The organism is Breznakia sp. PFB1-19 (genome assembly GCF_029893935.1).
GTDB lineage: Bacteria > Bacillota_I > Bacilli_A > Erysipelotrichales > Erysipelotrichaceae > Breznakia > Breznakia blatticola.
In genome coordinates this window covers 120,941-142,805 of the sequence record NZ_JARXXJ010000003.1, presented here as the reverse complement: position 1 = coordinate 142,805, position 21,865 = coordinate 120,941, and the positions used below count along the sequence as shown (strand labels likewise).

The following is a 21,865-nucleotide window of genomic DNA, read 5'->3' as shown; positions in this document are numbered from 1 at the left end:
AAGATGCAACAATATTTAGATTTATGTAAGTACATCCTATCAAATGGTGAAGACCGTGATGATCGTACAGGAACTGGAACACGTAGTGTATTTGGATATCAGACACGTTATGATCTACGTGATGGATTTCCATTAATGACAACAAAAAAGATGTTTTTACGCCCAATTGCTGAAGAATTACTTTGGTTTTTAAAAGGCGATACAAACATTAAGTATTTAGTGGATCGTAACGTTCGAATTTGGAATGAGTGGCCATATGAAAACTTCAAGAAAAGTGATGAATATCATGGGGAAACATTAGAAGAGTTTGTTGAGTTGATTAAAAATCATGATGCAGATAGCGAATTTGTGAAAGTGCATGGGGCACTTGGACCAGTTTATGGTGCACAGTGGCGTGACTTTAACGGAGAAGGTGTTGATCAAATCCAGGAACTTGTTGATGGGTTAATTAATAACCCATTCTCACGTCGTCATATCGTATGTGCTTGGAACCCTGCAAAAATCGATAAAATGGCACTTCCACCATGTCATGCGTTCTTACAATTCTATGTGAGTGCAGACAAAAAGTATTTATCTTGTCAGTTATATCAACGTAGTGCAGATGTATTCTTAGGTGTACCATTCAACATTGCTAGTTATGCACTAATGACTGCAATGCTTGCACAAGTTTGTGGATATGAAGCAAAAGAATTTGTACACACAATTGGAGATGCACATATTTATAAAGATCATTTTGATGTGGTAAATGAACAACTTACACGTGTTCCATTACCAAAATGCAAATTGTCTTTAAATCCAGAAGTGAAAAATATCTTTGATTTTACAATTGATGATATTAAAATCGAAAACTATGAAAGCTATGGAAAACTTGTCGGAAAGGTGAGTGTCTAATGGTTTCACTAGTAGTTGCAATGGGTGATAATCGAGTTATAGGTAAAGATGGATGGATGCCTTGGAATTTACCAGAGGATTTAAAAGTCTTTCGTAGCATTACATTAGATCACAATATTGTAATGGGACGTACGACTTTTGATAGTATGAAAAAGCCATTACCAAGACGTCACACTTATGTCGTAACAAGAAATACAGAGTATACATACGATCATGAAGCTGTGACGATAACACATGATTTAAAAGCGCTATTAGAGACATTTAAAAATAATGAAGATGTCATATATGTAGCTGGTGGTGCCCAAATTTATACAGAAGCGTTACCCTATGTAGATGAAATGTGGATTTCTTTAGTAGATGAACACTATGAAGGAGATACATTTTTCCCAGCTTTTGATCCAAATGATTTTATCGTAGTAACAAAAGAAAAAAAGGAAGGATTTACGTTAATACACTATCGTAAAAAGTGAGAAGGAAATGAACATTGTTGAAATAATTGAAAAAAAACGTGATGGACACGAATTAAGTTCACAAGAAATTGCATACTTTGTAGAGAGTTATGCAAAAGAAGAAATCGCAGAATATCAAGCCAGTGCATTATTAATGGCGATTTATTTACGTGGAATGAGCAATCGTGAATTATCCGATTTAACCAAAGATATGATTGCAACAGGTAAGGTATATAACTTTAGTGATTTAGAGGGTATCTTTGTTGATAAACACAGCACAGGGGGTGTTGGTGATAAGACAAGTCTTGTACTTGCGCCAGTACTTGCAGTATGTGGTTTAAAAGTTGCCAAAATGAGTGGACGTGGTCTTTCTTTTACTGGAGGAACACTAGATAAACTAGAATCAATTCCAGGCTTTCAAGTAGCCATCTCTGAAGAAGACTTCAAGAAACAAGTAAGTGAAATTGGATGTGCCATTATCGGACAAAGCAACGATATGGTGTATGCAGATAAAAAAATGTATGCATTACGTGATGTTACAGGTACTGTAAGTAGTATTCCATTAATTGCATCAAGTATTATGTCTAAAAAACTAGCTGCAGGAAGCGATGTGATTTTACTTGATGTGAAGTGTGGTGATGGGGCATTTATGAAAGATGTTGAAAGTGCTACAGAACTTGCTAAACGTATGATTCAAATTGGTAAAGATGCAGGAAAAGTTGTGAATGCAGAAATCACAAGTATGAATGATGTCTTAGGAAGCATGGTTGGTAACTCATTAGAAGTACTTGAAGCAATCGAAACATTGCAAGGTAAAGTACATAATGATTTCTATGAACTTTGTGTACACTCTGCTGTTACATTGTTGCAATCATCAGGAATTTGTACAGATGAAAAAGCAGCACACGACATGGTAGTAAAAACGTTAAATGATGGTTCAGCACTTGCTAAATTTAAAGAAATGGTCGCAAGTCAACACGGAGATACAAGTGTAGTTGATGATCCATCAAAACTTACAATTAGTGATAAAACAATCGAAGTACTTGCAGATACAAGTGGATATATTTCAAAAATCCATGTTGAAGGAATTGGTTTGCTAGGATGTGCTTTAGGTGCAGGGCGTATGCGTATTGAAGATGCAATTGATCACAGTGTCGGTATTGAAGTGTATAAGAAACACGGTGATGCAATTGAAGCTGGTGAAGCTTTATGTAAACTGTACTACAATGAAGTATTTGATGAATCATTTGTAAAACAAGCAAAAGATTGTTTCACAATTTCAAAAGAACCAGTGGAAGTAGAACCACTAATTTACACAGTATTATAAGATTTATGAATAAAGAAGGGAGTGGCAAAAGATGAAAATCGCTTTAGCCCAAATGAATGTGGTAGCAGGTAAGTGTGAACAAAACTTCCAATCCATGGAACATTGTATCGCTCAAGCCAAAGATGATGGAGTCGATATCATCGTATTTCCAGAAATGTGTATTTCTGGATATCTATTGCAAGATAAGTTATTAGATGAGGCATTTTGTGCGTACGTACATAGCTTTAATGAGCGAATCCTTGCCTTAAGTGATACGATTGGTATTATCTATGGAAACCTGTATCATGGAGCTCTAGAAGGGATAGAAAAAGGTCGTGATGGACGAATCTTGCATTGTAATTGTGCATTCTTTGCGCATAATCAACGTTGGGTAAAAAAAGAAAACGGAATCATGGATGGAATGCACATCAAGCATTTAAATCCAGATTATCGAATCTTTGATGATTCACGCTTCTATTTAAGCGGAATGGAGGTAAGTAATTATCTCTATAAGAAAATGGATGCACTCATCTCACCATTCCTATTTACAACAAAAGATAAAACCTATCGAATTGGACTTGAAGTTTGTGAAGATATTTGGTCATATGATTACAGTGTCGATCCTACGAAGATACTTGCGAATCAAGATGTTGATTTTATTGTGAATGTATCAGCGAGTCCATATACACGCAATAAAGAAATTTCACGAAATAAACAACTGCTGAAACATGCAAGTGAGCTTGGTGATAAAATGCCAATGGTTATTTATGTAAATGCAGTTGGTATGCAAAACAATGGTAAAAATGTAATTGTATTTGATGGAGATTCTACTGTATTTGATACAAGAGGAAAACCAATCTTCGCATGTAATGATGGATTCAAAGAAGAATATGCAGTTTATGATTTCCATAGCATTCGTTTAGATTCGTTCTGTGAAAATAAAATACTTGAAGCACTTACAGTTGCTTTATATGAATTTGATAAGCAAATGTTTCCATTTCAACCAAAGTGGATTATTGGTTTAAGTGGAGGCATTGATAGTTGTATCAATGCAGGTTTACTTGTAAAAGCATTAGGAGCAAACCGTGTGGTTGGTTATAACTTAGCCACAAAATACAATAGCGATCTTACAAAAAACAATGCAAAACAAGTTGCTGATACATTAGGTATTGAATTACGAAATGGTTCCATTGAAGAAGTTGTTGGGGCTACTGAACAAACAGCACAGATGTATGGCTATGAAAAACCATATCCATCACTCGTTGTAGAAAATATTCAAGCTAGAGTTCGTGGACATATGTTAAGTACATTTGCAGCACTTGAAGGCGGAGTAATTGTAAATAATGCCAACAAGGTGGAAATAGCAGTTGGATACTGCACACTCTATGGTGATAGTATTGGTGCTATTTCACCAATTGGAGATTTAACGAAAGTAGAAGTATTTGAACTTGCTAAACAAATCAATGCATACTTTGGAAAGGAAGTAATTTCAAAAACTCTCATTCCTGAAATTAAGGATGGAATGTTGGATTGGAAAATGCCTCCTAGTGCAGAATTGAAAGATGCACAAATCGATCCAATGAAATGGTATTATCATGATGAATTGATTCATCGTTTCTTTGATTATCCAACGATGAATGTGGAAGCCTATTTAGAAAACTATCTTGATGGCAGTATTTATGATGAAGAAATTGGTAAGTGGATACGATACTATCATTTAGATGATGGAAAAGCATTTATTGAAGATTTGGAGTGGTTTTTAAAGCAAATCGCGAATTCTGTCTTCAAACGGATCCAAATGCCACCGATTGTCAGTTTGAGTCGTGGAGCCTTTGGAAATGACTATCGAGAAGCACAACTCGGTGTGATTCAAAGTAAACGCTATCAAGAATTGAAAGAAAAGATACTCTTGCGTTGATTTTCTTTTGCATTTGCACGGTTTTATAATATAATAAAACATGGTATTTAAGGAGTGAGGGAATTGAATAAGGACAATATTGTCAATGACAAGGATGTCCGTTTGGCACTAACGCTTAAAACAAGTCAGTTGAAACGTGAACAAATCAAAAATATAACGTATCAGCAAGTCGTGAAAACGATGAAAGAATTTGTTTGGAAGAATAAGACCATTCGACATGTCCATGATGCAGTAAATGATATTATGTCATTACAGGCATCAACTGTGGTCGCATACTTGTCGTATTGTGCAATTGAAAAAGGATCAAGCATGGGACTTGATAAAATCGAAGGGGTTATGAGAGGAGATTTGGATGAATAAAAAAAGACTCGTTGTCTTTCTGGTATCGGTAATAGCGATTATTGGAATTGTGGGTGTAAGCGCAAAACCAGCAATAGACAACATGAACCTAGGATTAGACTTAAAAGGTGGATTTGAAATTTTATATGAAGTATCACCACTAGAAGGTTCAGAAACAAAAAAAGTGGATATGGCAGCAGTAGCAAGCTCTGTATCAAAACGTGTAAATGTACTTGGAGTAAGTGAACCAGATATCACAGTTGAAGGGGATCGTATTCGTGTACAATTAGCAGGTGTACAAGATAATGAACAAGCACGTAATGTAATTTCTAGTAGTGCAGTACTTTCATTTAGAGATACATCTGACTACTTATTAATGGATGCAACGGTTTTAAAAGATGGTGGTGCATCATTAGCTTTTAATGAAGGAAAACCAATTGTTAACTTAAAAATTGCAGATACAGCTAAATTTTATGAAGTGACTTCTGCACTTTCACAAACATCAGATAAATTGATGGTTACTTGGTTGGATTACCAAGAAGGTCAACGTTATGCTGAAGAAGCAACAAAAGTAGCAACAGAAGAAGGTCCTGCATACATTTCTGCAGCGACTGTAAGTGAAGGTTTAAATTCAGAAACGGTAATGATTTCTGGTAACTTTACTGAAGAAGAAGCACAAGAACTTGTTGATTTATTAAACTCAGGATCTTTAAATTTCCAAATGAAAGAAATTTACTCGAATGTAGTAAGTCCTAACTTAGGAGAAGGTTCATTTGAATCAACAATATTAGCAGGTGGAATTGGTATTGCTGCTATCGCGGTTTTATTAATTGCACTATACCGTTTCTGTGGATTTATTTCTGCGCTTTCTGTAGCGATTTACTTAGTATCAACATTAGCTTTATATACATTATTAGGTGGAGTATTTACTCTTAGTGGTATTGCTGCCTTAGTTCTTGGTGTAGGTATGGCTGTTGATAGCAGTGTTATTACATTTGAAAGAGTTAAAGATAGTTTATACGCTGGACGAAGTGTAAAAAATGCCTTTAAAGAAGGTAGTCATAACTCACTATCAACAATTCTTGATTCACAAATTACAACTATGATTGCTGCATTAATTCTTTATATTTTCGGAACAGGAAGTGTTAAAGGATTTGCGACAATGTTACTTATCTCAACAATTCTAGCAGTTGTATTTAACGTAACATTGGTACGTTTCTTACTTGGACAAGTTGTAAAAAGTGGATACCTTGATAACAAAAAATCTTGGTTTGGAATCAAAGAAGATTACATTCCAAATGTACAAAGAGGTGAAGCATACGAAGATCACTCACCATGGAAAAACTTTGATTTTGTTGGTAAAGCAAAATACTTTATTGCAATTTCAGCAGCTGTAATGGTGTTAGGAATTGGATCTATGGGATTCAATGGAATGAAGGGTGATGGTGTCTTTAACTTTGGTATTGATTTCTCAAGTGGTACGAAAATCACTTTAGAAAGCAAAGGTGGTTTAAAAGCTGACACCTTACAAAAAGAATTCGAAAAACTTGGTGTTGAACCTAGTGATATTACACTATCAGGAGAAAACAATGAAATTGCATCTGTATCGATTAAAAAAGCGATTACAGAAGAGCAACGCGAACAAATTTCTGATTACATGACAGATACATATAAAGAAATTGAAGTTTCAGATTCTACAGTATCTCCAATTGTTGGTCGTGAATTAGTTAAAAATGCGATTATTATGTCATTACTATCTTGGCTTGCAATTCTAATTTATGTAAGTATCCGATTCAAATGGGATTTTGCAGTTAGTGGAATTGTTGCCTTGATTCATGATGTGTTTGTTATACTTGCAGTATTTGCCATAACACGTATGGAAGTTACAACAGATGTTATTGCCGTATTGTTAACAATCATTGGGTATAGTATTAATGACTCGATTGTAATCTTTGATAGAATGCGTGAAAACTTGAAAGGATTTGCGCGTAAACAACCATCGCAAGAACAACTACGAGATATTGTAAACGTATCTTTACGTGAAACATTTGGACGTTCCGTTGTAACTGCATCAACTACGATTTTACCAGTTATTGCACTGCTTATTTTTGGTAGCCGTAACATCTTCCAATTTAATGTAGCACTTCTTGTAGGATTAATTGGTGGTTGTGTATCATCATTATTTATCGCACCACAACTTTGGTATGTATTACGTTTAAAATTTAAAGTTAAAAACAAACCAAAGAAAAAACAAAAGAAATTAAAAGGACCACAAGAACATATTATTCCTGGGGTTAACGATTAAATAACATATAGATTTCTCTGTGTATGGTATACATGGAGAAATCTTTTTTCTTTTATGATATTCGTGCTTTTATGGGTGATTTTATATTGCTTACTAGTAAACTGTGATACAATACTTGCATGATATATGAAGAATATAAAGCAGATGATATAGCAAGCATTGTCCATCAGTATCAAGTAGATCCACTCGTGGCAAAAGTGTTTAGTTATAATCAACTTAAGAAAGCTCAAATTGAGCAAATTTTATATGATACGAAAACAACAGAAGACTTATCATATACAGATGCGAAACCTATTGTAGAACGATTACATCAAGCAAAAACAAATGGTGAAAAAGTTCTTATTTGTGGAGATTATGATGCAGATGGGATTTGTTCAACAACCATCTTGTATGATGCACTACAAATCTTTGGAATTACTTGTGGATACTATATTCCAAATCGTTTCACTGAAGGATATGGGTTAAACAAGAAAACCGTTGAGATGGCAATTGAAAAAGGATATAAAATATTGATTACAGTGGATAATGGGGTGAAAGCTTTTGAAGCACTTGCGTATGCAAAACAACAAGGGTTAACAATTATCTTAACAGACCATCACAGCTATGAACAAGATGAACTGATCTGTGATTACTTTTTACATCCGCAAATCATGCAAGAAGAATTTCATCATTTATGTGGCGCAGGTGTGGCTTTCATGATTAGTCGTGCACTTATTGGACGACACGATTATCATACAGCACTAGCAGCAATTGCCACAGTTGCAGATATGGTTGGTGTACTTGATGCCAATCGAATCATTATTAAGGAAGGTTTATCATTTCTTAACCAAAACTGGTTTGCGAATATTCAACTACTTGCAGATGATAAAAGCGCATGGACAACAACAAAAATCGGATTTCAAATTGCACCAAAGTTAAATGCGATTGGTCGATTAGCAGATAAAGCAAATGTAAATACAATTGTTCGCTACTTATTATTACAAAATATTGTGCAGATTGAACAAAGTGCAAAACAAATCAAATCAATTAATAGCTTACGTAAAGAAATCAGTGTTGAAAATGAAGCGATGGCACTACAAAAAGTAAATGCTGAAGATGATTTTATGGTTGCATACTCAAAAGATTTTCATGAAGGTCTTAATGGTATTGTTGCGATGAAGCTTACACAAACCTATGGAAAAAGTGCCATGGTTCTTTCCAATAAGGATGGAGTCTTAAAAGGAAGTATTCGTTCTGTCGGTTTAGATTTACGACATGTGTTTAAAGATATGGATGATATCTTGCTTGCATATGGTGGACATAAACAAGCAGCTGGTATTTCTTTTTATGAAAAAGATATTGATACAATTTATCAACACTTGCAAAAAGTTGCTAAAGAAGAAAGTGTGGAAGATGTTGTAGTGTATATTCCTTTGCAAAATGAAGACCTTACGATTGCACATATCGAAAGACTTGATTCACTGGGTCCTTTTGGAATTGACTTTGCAAAACCAAAGTTTGCATGTACAATTGATGAATTTCAAATGAGTACATTAAGCTATGGAAAACACTTGAAAATACAAACATCAAATATGGACTTTTTATACTTTAATCATGGCCATGAATTAGCAAGTTATGAGCATAAAAAGTTGACTCTTATTGGCGATGTTTCAATAAATACGTTCCGTAATAAAAAAACAATAACCATGATTGTAGAATCTGTGTTATTATAACAAATGAGGTATGAAAATGGACTTAAAAAAATATATAGCTGAAATAGAAAACTTCCCAGTAGATGGGGTATTATTTAGAGACATTACACCGCTTATGCAAGATGGAAAAGCATTCCGTGAAGCGTGTGATGCATTAATTGCATTTGCTCTTGAAGTAGGTGCAGAAGTGATTGTTGGACCTGAATCTAGAGGATTCATTTTTGGTTGTCCAGTTGCCTATGCATTAGGTATTGGATTTGTGCCAATTCGCAAGCCTGGAAAACTACCAAGAAAGACAGAATCAATTGCTTATGACTTAGAATATGGTTCAAATGAATTACATATTCATGCGGATGCAATTAAGCCTGGACAAAAAGTATTAATCATTGATGATTTACTTGCAACAGGTGGAACTGTAAAAGCAACAATTGATTTAGTAGAACGTCTTGGTGGGGAAGTTGTAGGATGTGAATTCTTCAATGAACTTATGGAGTTAAAAGGTCGTGACTTATTAAAAGGTTACAAGATTAAATCAATTATTCAATATGACTAAAAGTGCGAATGCACTTTTTTCATAAGGATGTTATAATTTGTGTAATAAAGAGGAGTTTTATGGAAGACAAGTTGATCACGTTTGAAGAGGTCATGGATGAGGTAAAGGCCTATATTAAAAAGGAAGAAAACCTAAAACTTATTCAAGATGCTTATGAATTCGCCGAAGAAAAACACCGGCCACAAAAAAGAAAAAGTGGTGCACCATATGTAGTGCACGTTTTACATGTGGCAAAAATACTAGCTGACTTGCGTACTGGACCTAGTACGATTGCAGCAGGACTACTTCATGATGTAATTGAAGATTGTGGGGTCACTAAAGAAGAATTCATTGAACGATTTGGTCAAGAAGTGTATATACTTGTCGAAGCAGTTACGAAAATTGGTTCCTTAAAATTCAGTGATGAAGAAGAGTATTTAGCAAGTAATCACCGTAAGATTTTTATTGCGATGGCAAATGATGTTCGCGTCATTTTAATTAAACTCGCAGACCGTTTGCATAATATGCGTACACTGCAATTCATGAAGCCAGAAAAACAAAAGAAAATTGCACAAGAGACCTTAGATGTCTATGCTCCAATTGCACACCGTTTAGGGATTAGCGAAATTAAAAATGAATTGGAAGATTTATCTTTCCATTACCTAAATCCTGAAAAATATTACGAAATTGCAAAATTAGTAGAAAATAGAAAAAGTGAACGTGATGAACAAGTCCAAGAGATGATTCGTGAGTTTTCAAGTATTCTTGAAGAACGTAATTTACCATTCCGTATGTTTGGTCGTAGTAAACACCTATACAGTATCTACAAAAAGATGGTAAACAAAAATAAGCGTTTTGAAGAAATTTTAGATTTACTTGCCATTCGTATCGTAACAAACACGGAAGTCGGTTGTTATGAGATACTTGGATATATCCATGCGAAATATACACCAATTCCTGGTCGATTTAAAGATTATATCGCTATGCCAAAGATGAACATGTATCAAAGTTTGCATACGACAATTGTTGGAATTGAGGGGAATATTTTTGAAGTGCAAATCCGTACAGAAATGATGGATGACATTGCGGAACGTGGGGTTGCTGCGCACTGGCGTTATAAAGAAAACTCAAACTATGTACCAAACCAACAACAAAAAGAAATAGAAGAACAATTACACTTCTTCAAAGATTTCCAATTGATGAGTGAAGATGTAAATGAAGATGCAAAATCATTTATGAATTTGATTTCTAAAGATATCTTTGAAGCAAATGTATATGTGATGAGTCCAAAAGGGAAAGTTATTGCACTACCAAGTGGATCAACACCACTAGATTTTGCATACCGTATCCATACAGAAGTTGGTCACCAAACCATTGGGGCAACAGTTAATGGTGTATTGGTTCCTTTAAATACACAACTAAAAACGGGTGATGTTGTTAACATCAAAACAAACAAGAATTCAAAGCCAAGTGAAGATTGGTTAAAAATTGTAAAATCAAATCATGCAAAAAACAAAATTCGTTCCTATTTCCAACGCATCAAACAAGAAGAAAAAGAAGAAGGTGCAGAAAAAGGAAAGAAAATGCTAGAGGATGAATTACGTAAACGTGGTTATGAAACTAAAGACTATATGGTGAATCGTCATCTTGAAAATCTAGCTGGTCAATTTAAAATGCATACATTAACGGATTTGTATTATGCAATATTTGTTAAGGCATTGCCATTACAAAATGCGATTGAAAAATTGACACACCAAAAAGCTGGAGCTGGTGAAACGGGAAGTAAAGATATCGAGTTCAAAACACATGCACCAACGAAAAAGGAACTTAAAGAACAAAGTTCAAGTAAGTATGGAGTTCATGTTCCAGGCATTGACAGTATTGTTATTAGTTTGGCACCATGTTGTTCACCAGTACCTGGTGATGATATTGTTGGATATATTACCAAAGGGCAAGGGGTTAAAGTTCACCGTAAGGATTGTCCAAATGTACAAGATTTAAAGGAACGTCTAATAGATGTGGAATGGGAAGATAATCGTACTGTAAAAAACTATCCAGTACATCTTGTCATTCATTCTACAGATCGCAATTTCTTATTAAGTGATATTGTAACGGTATCAAGTCAAAGCAAAGTAGGAATGCAACATGTGGATAGTAAAGTAAATGAAGATGGAATTCACGCAACAACAAAATTAACTGTTCTTGTACAAAATCTTGATCAATTACAAAATTTAATGACGAACTTAAAGAAAGTAACAAGTGTAAACTCAGTCGAACGTGTAATTCTATAGTTTGAAAAAATAACCACTTTATTAGTTGTCGTTGACGGAAAACTAATGAAGTGGTATTATAATACTATCTTATCGGTCGTCCGGCCGACTGGTATAGGAGTAGCTATGAGTAAAAAAGAAAAAAAGAAACATGAAGTTGAAGTGTTAGAAACAAAAAATGAAGAAGAAAAAGTTCTTGTTGATATGCGAACACATATTTTACGTGTTGCAACTGATTTGATGATGAAACAGGGAATCAAGGAAACAAGTTTAAAAGATATCGCGAAAACTGCTGGCATTTCAAAAGGAACGCTATATTATTACTATTCAGCTAAAAATGACATTATATTAGATATTGCTGATTTCAATTTAAAGGGAATTACTGATGGTATTTTTGAAAATGTAAAAGATAGTGATTCTGTAGAAACAATACTTTCAACGATTATGAATAAAGTGTTGCATGCAAATCAAAGAGCGAAATTACACGTTCATTTACTCAGTCAAGCAATTGTTGGCGATGAAGAGCTCGCAAAGCGTTTTCAAAGTATTTATAATCAATGGCATCATCAACTTGCTACTATCCTAAAAGATCGTTTACCAAATCATGATGTCGATGCATTTGTGTATATTCTTGTAGGTAGTGTAAATGGATTGATGATGCAAAAGTTAATTTGTGATGAAAAGTATCCAGTTGATGCAATTGTGAAAGAGATGGTGAGATAAATGGAGCAAGCAATGATGAGAAAACAAAGTAAACTAGATGCAATAACAATTCCACCATATACAAAAGGTGAAGAAGTATTCAATATGGTTAGTCATATCGTTGGTGGTGTATTAGGAATAGTTGCAACAGTACTATGTGTGGTGATAGCTGCAAGACACCAAAATGGATATGGTGTTGTTAGTGGTGCAATTTTTGGGGCAACTATGATTTTGCTTTATACAACAAGTAGTGTGTATCATGGTTTGAGTCCACGCTTAAAAGCTAAGAAAGTATTTCGTATCTTAGATCACTGTGCAATTTATTTACTCGTTGCAGGAACGTATACACCCATAGCTTTATGCACCATTCGTGAATATGATAATCAACTTGGATGGACACTTTGTATTGCAATTTGGCTAGTGGCAATTGCTGGTATGATATTAACAGCTTCAAAGTTTAAAAAGTTTCAAATATTAGAAGTAATTATCTATCTAGCAATGGGATGGAGTGTTTTGCTTGCTAAAGATGCAGTACTTACTGGAGTGGGTTTTACTGGATTACTATATATGTTAATTGGTGGTATTGCATACTCGATTGGTGTTATTTTCTATGCTCTAGGAAAGAAGATGAAATATTCACATTCGATTTTCCATTTATTTATTCTAGTAGGTAGTTTCTTTCATTTTCTTGCAATTGTACTATATGTAATGTAATTACATTATGCGATTGCATGTCAATTTGCTAAAGTAACAGTAAAGGAGATAGACGATGAGTAAATACGATGTGTTATGGAAATATGTAAGCACTAGTGAAGAGAAATGTTTGGTTCTATCTTATGAAGATATACTTTCTATAACTGGAGTTCCAATTGATCATTCATTTCTAACCTACAAAAAGGAATGTTGTAATTATGGTTATGAGGTCAATAAAATATCACTAAAGAATAAAACGGTTGAGTTTAAGAAAATTGAGAAGTAAAGCATACAAAGTGGGAACGAATTTGATTTGTTTAAACTTCGATTATGTAATGTGAGCATTTCATTGTTTTTTTTCACTAAGCGTGGTAATATATTCACATATATCGAAGAAAAAGAGCTTTATGTAAGTAGTCTATAGAGAGGAAACGGTTGGTGAAAGTTTCTGATAAGCTACATAAAGGACGCTTTGGAGATGCTAGTTAATCCTAGCCGTTAGCCAACGTTACAGGTCTTGAGTGCATGTATGTATACATGAACTAAGGTGGTACCGCGTATAAACGTCCTTAGAAGTAAGGACGTTTTTCTTTTAGATATATACATAAATGTTGTAATTACTAACATAATGAAAGGAAGTGAGTAGATGGCAACAACAGTAGACTATATAGAATTTGTGATGGATCAACTTCACAGTTCATATGAAACACGACATCGTAAGATGTTTGGTGAATACATGGTATATGCAAATGATAAACCCGTATTACTCGTTTGTGATAATACCGTGTTTGTAAAAAAACATCCGCAATTAGAAGAACTCATGAAAGATGCTAGTTGTGGTCTTCCATATCCATCTGCTAAAGAACATTATGTATTGGATATAGAAAATCGCAAACTTGTTGAAGCGGTAATTGAAATACTGGAAGAAGTAACTCCAGTACCAAAGAAAAGAAAGAAAAAAGGAGAATAAGATGAAGCAATTTCAAAACCCAAGAGGGACTAGTGATATCCTTCCTAAAGATGTTAAGAAATGGCACGCAATTGAAGATGTGATTCGTCAATTTTGCATGCTTTATGATTATGAAGAAATTCGTACACCAATGTTTGAAGACACTGCAGTTTTCAAACGTGAAAATGATAGTAGTGATGTCGTAAATAAAGAAATGTACACATTTTCCATAAATGGAAAAGACTCTTTGACGTTACGTCCAGAAATGACTGCAAGTGTTGTACGTAGCTTTGTACAACACAAGATGTTTGGTGAAGGTGATTTACCAAAGAAATTATATTATGTAGGACCAATGTTCCGTTATGAACGTCCACAAAAGGGAAGACAAAGAATCTTTCACCAATTCGGTGTTGAAGTTATTGGTGCGAAAAATCCATACCTTGATGTTGAAACAATAGCTTTAGGATATTCTATTGTTTCTGCATTAGGAATGAGCGAATTAAAAGTATTAGTGAATACACTTGGTGACAATGAAAGTCGTGAAGCGTATCGTAAAGCATTGAAAGAACACTTTGAAAAAGATATCGATAACATGTGTGCGGATTGTAAACGTCGTTTAGAACAAAACCCACTACGTTTATTGGATTGTAAAATTGATGCAAAACGTGAATCAATGAAAACAGCTCCAAGAATTGAAGATTACTTAACTGAAGAAAGTAAAGCGTACTTTGAAGCAGTTTGCGAAGGACTTGATGGACTTGGAATTCCATACGAAATCGAAGATCGTTTGGTACGTGGACTAGATTACTATACAGATACGGTATTTGAAGTTGTATCAACAAATAAAGAGATGGGTAGTCAATCTACTGTTTTTGGTGGCGGACGCTATGATGGTCTTGTCGAATACTTTGGTGGTCCAGAACTATCAGGGATTGGATTTGCTATGGGTATGGAACGTCTATTAATTGCCTTAGAAGGTGAAGGTGTAGAACTTGGTGAAGAAAAAACACTAGATGCGTATGTATTAAGCTTAAGTCCAAATACATCGTTTACTGCATTACAACTAGTTACAGAATTACGAGCTGCAGGATACACAAGTGAAAGAGATTATTTAGATCGTTCATTTAAGGCACAATTTAAGAGCGTAGAGCGTAAAAATGCTAAAGTAGCTGTAATTGTCGGTGAAAAAGATTTAATTGAAGGAAATGTGACTGTGAAGGTAATTGAGAGCCAAGAAAACTTTACTGTACCTGTAAATCAAGTGGTTGATTTGATGGATGAATTATTTCAAAGTGAAGATGAACACGAATGTCACTGTGAGGATGGAAACTGTGAATGCCACAGTCATCATGAGTAGGAGAAAGTATGAAGCGAACACATAACAATGAAGAATTGCGTTTACGCAATGTAAATGAAGAAGTAACCTTAATTGGTTGGGTAAGTAAACGTCGTAATTTTGGAGCCCTTGTATTTATTGACTTACGAGACCGTTATGGAATTACACAGTTAGTCTTTGATGAACAACTTGCTAAACATATTACAAATGTACGTAATGAATACATCTTAAAAGTAGATGGAGTTGTTGCTGAACGTAAAGATAAAAACCCAAAACTAGCAACAGGTGATATCGAAATCAAAGTAAAAGCGGTTGAAATTGTAAATACAGCAGAAACTACACCACTAATTATTGCAGATGAAACAGATGCATTAGAAGATACACGTCTTGTATATCGTTACTTAGATTTACGTCGTCCTGTAATGCAAAATAAAATGATGTTACGTCATAAAATCACGAAAACGATGCGTAATTTTTTAGATGATCAAGAGTTTCTTGAAATTGAAACACCAATCCTAACAAAATCAACACCTGAAGGTGCACGTGACTACTTAGTGCCTAGTCGTATTCATGAAGGTGAATTCTACGCACTTCCGCAGTCTCCACAATTATTTAAACAATTGTTGATGATTTCAGGGTTTGAAAAATACTACCAAGTTGCACGTTGTTTTAGAGATGAAGATTTACGTGCAGACCGTCAACCTGACTTTACACAAGTGGATATTGAAATGTCATTTATGTCAGAAGTGGAAATTCAAACCATGTTAGAAAACATGATGGTAAAGGTTATGAAAGAAACTTTAGACTATGATTTAAAAGTTCCATTTTTGCGTTTACCATATGAAGAAGCAATGAATCGTTATGGTTCAGATAAACCAGACAATCGCTTTGGTATTGAATTAAAAGATATCAAAGGAGTCTTTGAACATTCAGAATTTAAAGTATTCAAAGGCGTAGAAAGCATTAAAGCCATTGTTGTGCCAGAACAAGCAAGCCTATCTAGAAAAGAAATTGATAAGTTAACAGATCTTGCAAAAAAATATGGAGCAGGGGGACTTGTTTCCTTAAAATTTGTAGATGATGCACTACAAGGTGGAGTTGTGAAATTCTTCAGTGATACTGAAATTGCTGAACTGATTACTGTACTAAACCTACAAAACAATGATTTAGTACTTATTAGTAGTGATACATGGCAAACAACATGTGAAGTACTTGGCGCATTGCGTTTACACTTTGCTGATGTACTACAACTTACAAGTAAAGATGATTTCTCATTCTTATGGGTAACAGATTTCCCACTTGTGGAATACGACAAAGAAGATGGTCGTTATTATGCAAAACACCACCCATTTACACGTCCAAAAGATGAAGATTTAAAATACTTAGATACAGCTCCTGAGAAAGTTCATGCAGCTGCATACGATATGGTATTAAATGGATATGAAATCGGTGGAGGATCGCTTCGTATTTACGATAATGAAGTCCAAAAGAAAATGTTTAAGATTTTAGGTTTCTCTGATGAAGAAATCCAAGAACGTTTTGGTTTCTTTGTGGATGCATTTAAATATGGTACACCACCACATGGTGGATTTGCATATGGACTTGATCGTGTTGCGATGATTTTAAGTAAATCAGACTCAATTCGTGATGTTATTGCATTCCCTAAAAATGCTGCTGCACGTTGTCCAATGACAGGTGCACCAGGTAAAGTTGATGATAAACAACTCGAAGAACTGCATTTACAAGTTGTTTACAGCGAAAAAGAGTAAAAGCATAAATAACTTGGTTGTCAAGACTGCACTTTATTAAACAAACTGATATAATATACATGTCTAGGAGCTACATATTTTCCGACACTTTGAGATAAGGGATTTTAGAAGTTGTATCACTGTGTTGAACGCCTTTGCATTGCTTAGGAATCCTAGTGTGGTGCACAGAAAACCCACCTGCTAAAACAGGGAAAGATCTCCTCCTAGACAATAATATAAACAAAAAGCACGCTTGTGCTTTTTTTGTTTATACAGAGAAATTTGTTACATACAAATTGGTATAAATCTTTGCTATTTTACGATTTCATATGAATATTTTACGGACTTTTTATTTGTACGTACAAATTGTGGATTTTCGATTGAAAGTCAATTTTTATTTTGTTAAGGTATGCATGAAAAGAGGGTATTATGACAAAAGCAAAGTACATGGTAGTTGCAAATTGGATCAAGGACCAAATTGATACGGGTGCACTTCATCATGGAGATAAAATTCAAACAGAAGCAAGCCTATCCAAACAGTTTGGATATTCAAGACAAACAATTAGACAAGCAATCTCATTATTGATTAATGAGGGTTTATTGGAATCAACACAAGGTTCAGGAACATATGTTAAAAAAAGTAAGAGAAGTGATAAGGAAAGTAAAGTTGTAGGAGTAATTACAACCTATAATACGGATTATATTTTTCCTAGGATCTTAGGTGGAATTGAAGAGGTGCTTGCAGATCATGAGTATGTGATGCAACTTGGTTTTACACATAATCGCGTGAGTGATGAAAGACGGGCATTGGAACTTATGATTCAGTCAAATGTTGATGGTTTTATTATCGAGCCAACACGAAGTGCCTTGCCAAATCCAAATATGGATTTGTATCAAAGTTTGATGGATCAAGGATATCCACTCTTATTCATTAATGCAAGTTATCAAGTGTTACCAGCGGTTCATGTTGCATTAGATGATCGTAAAACAGGACAAATGATTTATGAATATGTGTATGAAAGAGGACATAGGAAGATCTTTTCTTTCTTTAAATATGATGATATCCAAGGACATTTGCGATATTCAGGAGCTAATGATGCAAGTAAGGTACATGGCCAACAAATTAGTGATGAAAATATTTTTTGGTACAGTACAGATGATTTTGAAAAAGGCTTTATGAATGAAATGTTACTGGATAAGTTAAAGGATTATACTGCAATTCTTTGCTACAACGATGCACTTGCATATCAATTGCTTGAGTTTTTGGAAGCGCATGATATTAAGGTGCCTGAACAGATATCCATTGTGTCTGTTGACCACACAGACTTTATTGGAAAAAGTGATGTGGAAATTACATCAGTTGCACATCCATTGCAAAAACTTGGTAGTACAGCTGCAAAAACAATGTTAGAAATGATTCAAAAACCGACATATAACAAGTCGGTGGACTTTCAACCAAAACTGGTTGAAGGAAATAGTGTAAAAAACATTCAACAAAATGGAGGAGGTTATGATGAATAGTTTGAAAAAGTACAATTTTTGGTTCGTGGTGGGATCTCAAGATTTATATGGTGAAGAAACATTAAAACAAGTAGATGAACACACAAAAATTATGGTTGATGGGTGGAATAAAGATCCAAATGTTATTGGAACGATTGTTTGGAAACCAGTCGTACGAAATGCAAAAGAAATTAAAGATACGATTGTAGCTGCAAACAATGATGAAAACTGTGCAGGTGTAATAACGTGGATGCACACATTTAGTCCAAGCAAGATGTGGATTCCAGGTTTTAAGGTGTTAAATAAACCATTGTTACATGTGAATACACAATTTAATCGCGATATTCCATGGAACGAAATTGATATGGACTTTATGAACTTAAACCAAGCAGCACATGGAGATCGTGAACATGGATACATCATTGCGCGTATGCGTATGAATCAAAAAGTAATTAGCGGACATTGGGAAGATGAAAACCAAAGAAAGCGTATGGGTTCTTGGATGCGTGCAGCAATTGGTGCGGCAGAATCGAATAAAACTCGGGTTATGCGTATTTCAGATAACATGCGTGATGTCGCAGTTACAGATGGAGACAAAGTAGAAGCTGCAATTAAACTTGGTTGGACAGTGGACCACTATGGAGTTGGTGATATTATACGCATGGTAAATGAAGTTAGTGATGCAGAAGTCGATGCACAAATGAATGAATATGAAGTACATTACCATATGGCAACTGATCAATTAGATGCTGTACGTTATCAAGCAAAAGAAGAAGTTGTAATCGAAAAAGCAATGAAAGAATTTGGAGACTATAATGCTTTCCATACAAACTTCCAGGACTTACAAGAATTAAAACAATTACCAGGATTAGCTGCACAAGATTTAGAACGTAAAGGATATGGTTTTGCTGGTGAAGGTGACTGGAAAACCGCGGCAATGACACGAATCATGAAAGCGATGACGGTTGATAAAAATGGTGGAACTGGATTTATGGAAGACTACACATATAACTTTGATCCAGAAAATGGAATGAATATGGGAGCACATATGTTAGAAGTATGTCCAACATTAGCACAGTCTACACCAAATATTGAAGTACATAATTTAGGAATTGGAGATCGTGAAGCACCTGCGCGCTTAACTTTTAAAGCAAAAGCAGGACCAGCAATTCTTGTGACGCTTGTAGATATGGGAGATCGTTTCCGTATGATTTGTCATGATGTAGTGTGTCAAAAACAAGAACACGAAATGCCAAAGTTACCAGTAGCTGGTGTTTTATGGAAGCCATTGCCTGATTTAGAATCAAGTACAGAAGCATGGATTTATGCTGGTGGAGCACACCACTGTACTATTAGCTATGATTTAACTGCAGAAGAAATGCGAGACTTTGCAGAAATCATGGATATTGAATTTATCCACATTGGTAAAGACTTAGATTTACCATCATTTAGAAGAGAACTACAATACAACGATCTTATTTGGAAGTTAAAATAGGTGCGTATATGTATGAGGAGTTAAAACAAAGAGTATTAGATGCAAATCTACTCTTACCTAAACATGGATTAATAACTTTCACATGGGGAAATGTTTCTGAGATTGATCGTGAACATCAAGTTGTAGCTATTAAGCCAAGTGGGGTTGAATATGACAACATGAAAGTAGAAGATATCGTTGTTGTCGATATGGAAGGAAATGTCGTAGAAGGTTCTTTGAAACCTTCTAGCGACTTAATGACTCATCTAGCTTTTTATAAAGCATGGCCACAAGTGCATGGTGTTGTACATACACACTCACGCTGGGCAACTTCATTTGCACAAGCTGGATATGGAATTCCTGCTTTTGGAACCACACAAGCCGATTACTTTTATGGTGAAATTCCATGCACAAGGAAAATGACGAATGATGAAATTCATGGTAACTATGAACTTGAAACAGGGAACGTGATTATCGAGACATTTGCAGATAAGAAACTAAATCCTGTAGATGTTCCAGCTGTTCTTGTTCATTCGCATGGTCCATTTGCCTGGGGAAACGATGCTTTTGATGCTGTCCATAATGCAGTTGTTATGGAAGAATGTGCAGCGATGGCATTTACAACATTGCAATTACATCAAGGAAAAGCAGATGTGATGCAACAAGAATTATTGGACAAGCATTTCAAAAGAAAACATGGTCCAAATGCGTATTATGGACAGGGGAAGTAGGTATGGCAATAACTGTAAAAAAAATAAATGATCAATTGGAACAGTATACACTGACTTCCAAAGATCTAAGTGTTAAAATTATCAATTTAGGGGCAACGATTACCCATATTATCTACAATGAAGATGGTATGGATGTAGTTTTGGGACAACCAACAGTAAATGATTATCCAAATGATGATACATACTTTGGAGCAACGATTGGACGCTTTGCTAACCGTATTCGTAATGGGAAATTCACACTCAACAATATAGATTATCAATTAGCAACGAACAATGGACCCAACGCATTACATGGTGGTCCTACAGGATTTCATATGCGCTATTTTGATGCACAAATTGATGAAGACATACTTACCTTACATTACACAAGCAAAGATGGTGAAGAAGGGTATCCAGGGAATTTGGATTTCAATGTATCTTTTCAATTAAAAGAAAATACACTTGTTGTTACATATAAAGCACAAAGTGATGTAGATACAATTGTAAACTTTACAAACCATACATACTTTGCTTTACAAGGGCAAGGCAATGGTGAAATTGTTGATCAAATCATGAGTTCAACGGCACCATTGTATGCACCTGGGGATGCAGATCGTCTGGTAACTGGAAAATTAGTTGACATCAAAGGTACACCATTTGATTTCTTAGAAGGAAAAGCGATTGGAAAAGACATTGATGCAGATGATCCACAAATCCAATTTTGTAATGGATATGATCACTACTTTGATTTTGCGGATAATGTAGAAAGAAAAGTCACAGTTTATGATCCAACTACAAAACATAAACTATGTGTAGAAACGGACTTAAGTGGATATCACATGTATGTACCTGCTTATGAAGATGCGCTTATTGGTAAAGATGGTGCTTTATATACAGGACACTGTGCACTATGTATTGAAACATCGTTTATGCCTGATAATATCAATATCGAAAATGAACCAAAGTCAGTGTTAAAAGCAAATGAAGTATTTACTTCAACTACAACATTTACCTTTGAATAAAGGAGTAAAGCATGAATAAAGGAGTAAAGC

General features: G+C 34.8%; 19 protein-coding genes and 1 other annotated feature. All 19 genes read left to right on the top strand.

Annotated features, from left to right (window positions below; translation table 11 throughout):
* Positions 1-3: 3 nt before the first annotated feature.
* The 19 genes from thyA to M2098_RS02845 all read left to right on the top strand — a co-directional run bounded on the left by thyA (position 4) and on the right by M2098_RS02845 (position 21,835).
* Positions 4-891: a thymidylate synthase gene (gene thyA, locus M2098_RS02935; RefSeq protein ID WP_280681377.1), complete on the top strand. Its 888-nt coding sequence runs from the start codon at positions 4-6 to the stop codon at positions 889-891.
* Complete coding sequence (locus tag M2098_RS02930) at positions 891-1,361, top strand: dihydrofolate reductase (protein WP_134168084.1); 471 nt, start codon at positions 891-893, stop codon at positions 1,359-1,361. The genes thyA and M2098_RS02930 overlap by 1 nt, the downstream gene beginning before the upstream one ends.
* 7 nt (positions 1,362-1,368) lie before the next feature.
* A complete protein-coding gene (locus tag M2098_RS02925; RefSeq protein WP_280681379.1) occupies positions 1,369-2,667 on the top strand; it encodes a thymidine phosphorylase in 1,299 nt (432 codons plus the stop codon).
* Between the two features lie 31 nt (positions 2,668-2,698).
* Positions 2,699-4,564 carry an NAD(+) synthase gene (gene nadE, locus M2098_RS02920; protein WP_280681381.1) on the top strand — a complete coding sequence of 622 codons (1,866 nt, stop codon included), beginning with the start codon at positions 2,699-2,701 and terminating at the stop codon, positions 4,562-4,564.
* 63 nt (positions 4,565-4,627) lie between these two features.
* The gene (locus M2098_RS02915) at positions 4,628-4,924 is read left to right on the top strand and encodes a post-transcriptional regulator (RefSeq protein WP_280681383.1); all 297 of its coding nucleotides are present in this window, start codon (positions 4,628-4,630) and stop codon (positions 4,922-4,924) included.
* Positions 4,917-7,208, top strand: a complete 2,292-nt coding sequence (gene secF / locus M2098_RS02910) for a protein translocase subunit SecF (RefSeq protein WP_280681385.1) — start codon at positions 4,917-4,919, stop codon at positions 7,206-7,208. The genes M2098_RS02915 and secF overlap by 8 nt, the downstream gene beginning before the upstream one ends.
* Positions 7,209-7,327: 119 nt before the next feature.
* Positions 7,328-8,920 carry a DHH family phosphoesterase gene (locus tag M2098_RS02905; RefSeq protein WP_280681387.1) on the top strand — a complete coding sequence of 531 codons (1,593 nt, stop codon included), beginning with the start codon at positions 7,328-7,330 and terminating at the stop codon, positions 8,918-8,920.
* A 16-nt stretch (positions 8,921-8,936) separates the two neighbouring features.
* Positions 8,937-9,452 (top strand): adenine phosphoribosyltransferase, encoded by a 516-nt coding sequence (locus M2098_RS02900; protein ID WP_134168097.1) that lies wholly within the window; start codon positions 8,937-8,939, stop codon positions 9,450-9,452.
* Positions 9,453-9,511: 59 nt separating this feature from the next.
* Entirely contained in the window at positions 9,512-11,722 is a 2,211-nt protein-coding gene (locus M2098_RS02895) for a bifunctional (p)ppGpp synthetase/guanosine-3',5'-bis(diphosphate) 3'-pyrophosphohydrolase (protein WP_280681391.1), read from the top strand.
* A gap of 105 nt (positions 11,723-11,827) precedes the next feature.
* Positions 11,828-12,424, top strand: a complete 597-nt coding sequence (locus tag M2098_RS02890) for a TetR/AcrR family transcriptional regulator (protein ID WP_280681393.1) — start codon at positions 11,828-11,830, stop codon at positions 12,422-12,424.
* Complete coding sequence (locus tag M2098_RS02885; protein ID WP_280686098.1) at positions 12,425-13,117, top strand: hemolysin III family protein; 693 nt, start codon at positions 12,425-12,427, stop codon at positions 13,115-13,117.
* Between the two features lie 55 nt (positions 13,118-13,172).
* On the top strand, positions 13,173-13,382 hold the full coding sequence (locus tag M2098_RS02880) for a hypothetical protein (protein WP_280681397.1): 210 nt from the start codon (positions 13,173-13,175) through the stop codon (positions 13,380-13,382).
* Positions 13,383-13,479: 97 nt separating this feature from the next.
* Positions 13,480-13,670 (top strand) — a binding site (T-box leader).
* Between the two features lie 72 nt (positions 13,671-13,742).
* The gene (locus tag M2098_RS02875; RefSeq protein ID WP_280681399.1) at positions 13,743-14,066 is read left to right on the top strand and encodes a TfoX/Sxy family protein; all 324 of its coding nucleotides are present in this window, start codon (positions 13,743-13,745) and stop codon (positions 14,064-14,066) included.
* Between the two features lies 1 nt (position 14,067).
* On the top strand, positions 14,068-15,402 hold the full coding sequence (hisS, locus tag M2098_RS02870; protein WP_280681401.1) for a histidine--tRNA ligase: 1,335 nt from the start codon (positions 14,068-14,070) through the stop codon (positions 15,400-15,402).
* Between the two features lie 8 nt (positions 15,403-15,410).
* Positions 15,411-17,150: an aspartate--tRNA ligase gene (aspS, locus tag M2098_RS02865; RefSeq protein WP_280681403.1), complete on the top strand. Its 1,740-nt coding sequence runs from the start codon at positions 15,411-15,413 to the stop codon at positions 17,148-17,150.
* Positions 17,151-17,558: 408 nt separating this feature from the next.
* Positions 17,559-18,650, top strand: a complete 1,092-nt coding sequence (locus tag M2098_RS02860; RefSeq protein ID WP_280681405.1) for a GntR family transcriptional regulator — start codon at positions 17,559-17,561, stop codon at positions 18,648-18,650.
* Entirely contained in the window at positions 18,643-20,124 is a 1,482-nt protein-coding gene (araA, locus tag M2098_RS02855) for an L-arabinose isomerase (protein WP_280681406.1), read from the top strand. The genes M2098_RS02860 and araA overlap by 8 nt, the downstream gene beginning before the upstream one ends.
* Before the next feature lie 8 nt (positions 20,125-20,132).
* On the top strand, positions 20,133-20,834 hold the full coding sequence (locus tag M2098_RS02850) for an L-ribulose-5-phosphate 4-epimerase (RefSeq protein WP_280681408.1): 702 nt from the start codon (positions 20,133-20,135) through the stop codon (positions 20,832-20,834).
* A gap of 2 nt (positions 20,835-20,836) precedes the next feature.
* A complete protein-coding gene (locus M2098_RS02845) occupies positions 20,837-21,835 on the top strand; it encodes an aldose epimerase family protein (protein ID WP_280681410.1) in 999 nt (332 codons plus the stop codon).
* The last annotated feature ends 30 nt before the right edge of the window (positions 21,836-21,865 follow it).

What these genes read in the sequence shown, in the direction of transcription:
- M2098_RS02880 (WP_280681397.1), top strand. Translation starts at nt 13,173, where the DNA reads ATGAGTAAATACGATGTGTTATGGAAATATGTAAGCACTAGTGAAGAG.
- M2098_RS02885 (WP_280686098.1), top strand. Translation starts at nt 12,425, where the DNA reads ATGGAGCAAGCAATGATGAGAAAACAAAGTAAACTAGATGCAATAACA.
- M2098_RS02925 (WP_280681379.1), top strand. Translation starts at nt 1,369, where the DNA reads ATGAACATTGTTGAAATAATTGAAAAAAAACGTGATGGACACGAATTA.
- nadE (WP_280681381.1), top strand. Translation starts at nt 2,699, where the DNA reads ATGAAAATCGCTTTAGCCCAAATGAATGTGGTAGCAGGTAAGTGTGAA.
- M2098_RS02900 (WP_134168097.1), top strand. Translation starts at nt 8,937, where the DNA reads ATGGACTTAAAAAAATATATAGCTGAAATAGAAAACTTCCCAGTAGAT.
- M2098_RS02895 (WP_280681391.1), top strand. Translation starts at nt 9,512, where the DNA reads ATGGAAGACAAGTTGATCACGTTTGAAGAGGTCATGGATGAGGTAAAG.
- M2098_RS02850 (WP_280681408.1), top strand. Translation starts at nt 20,133, where the DNA reads ATGTATGAGGAGTTAAAACAAAGAGTATTAGATGCAAATCTACTCTTA.
- M2098_RS02890 (WP_280681393.1), top strand. Translation starts at nt 11,828, where the DNA reads ATGAGTAAAAAAGAAAAAAAGAAACATGAAGTTGAAGTGTTAGAAACA.
- aspS (WP_280681403.1), top strand. Translation starts at nt 15,411, where the DNA reads ATGAAGCGAACACATAACAATGAAGAATTGCGTTTACGCAATGTAAAT.
- M2098_RS02875 (WP_280681399.1), top strand. Translation starts at nt 13,743, where the DNA reads ATGGCAACAACAGTAGACTATATAGAATTTGTGATGGATCAACTTCAC.
- M2098_RS02860 (WP_280681405.1), top strand. Translation starts at nt 17,559, where the DNA reads ATGACAAAAGCAAAGTACATGGTAGTTGCAAATTGGATCAAGGACCAA.
- M2098_RS02845 (WP_280681410.1), top strand. Translation starts at nt 20,837, where the DNA reads ATGGCAATAACTGTAAAAAAAATAAATGATCAATTGGAACAGTATACA.
- M2098_RS02905 (WP_280681387.1), top strand. Translation starts at nt 7,328, where the DNA reads ATGATATATGAAGAATATAAAGCAGATGATATAGCAAGCATTGTCCAT.
- secF (WP_280681385.1), top strand. Translation starts at nt 4,917, where the DNA reads ATGAATAAAAAAAGACTCGTTGTCTTTCTGGTATCGGTAATAGCGATT.
- araA (WP_280681406.1), top strand. Translation starts at nt 18,643, where the DNA reads ATGAATAGTTTGAAAAAGTACAATTTTTGGTTCGTGGTGGGATCTCAA.
- hisS (WP_280681401.1), top strand. Translation starts at nt 14,068, where the DNA reads ATGAAGCAATTTCAAAACCCAAGAGGGACTAGTGATATCCTTCCTAAA.
- thyA (WP_280681377.1), top strand. Translation starts at nt 4, where the DNA reads ATGCAACAATATTTAGATTTATGTAAGTACATCCTATCAAATGGTGAA.
- M2098_RS02930 (WP_134168084.1), top strand. Translation starts at nt 891, where the DNA reads ATGGTTTCACTAGTAGTTGCAATGGGTGATAATCGAGTTATAGGTAAA.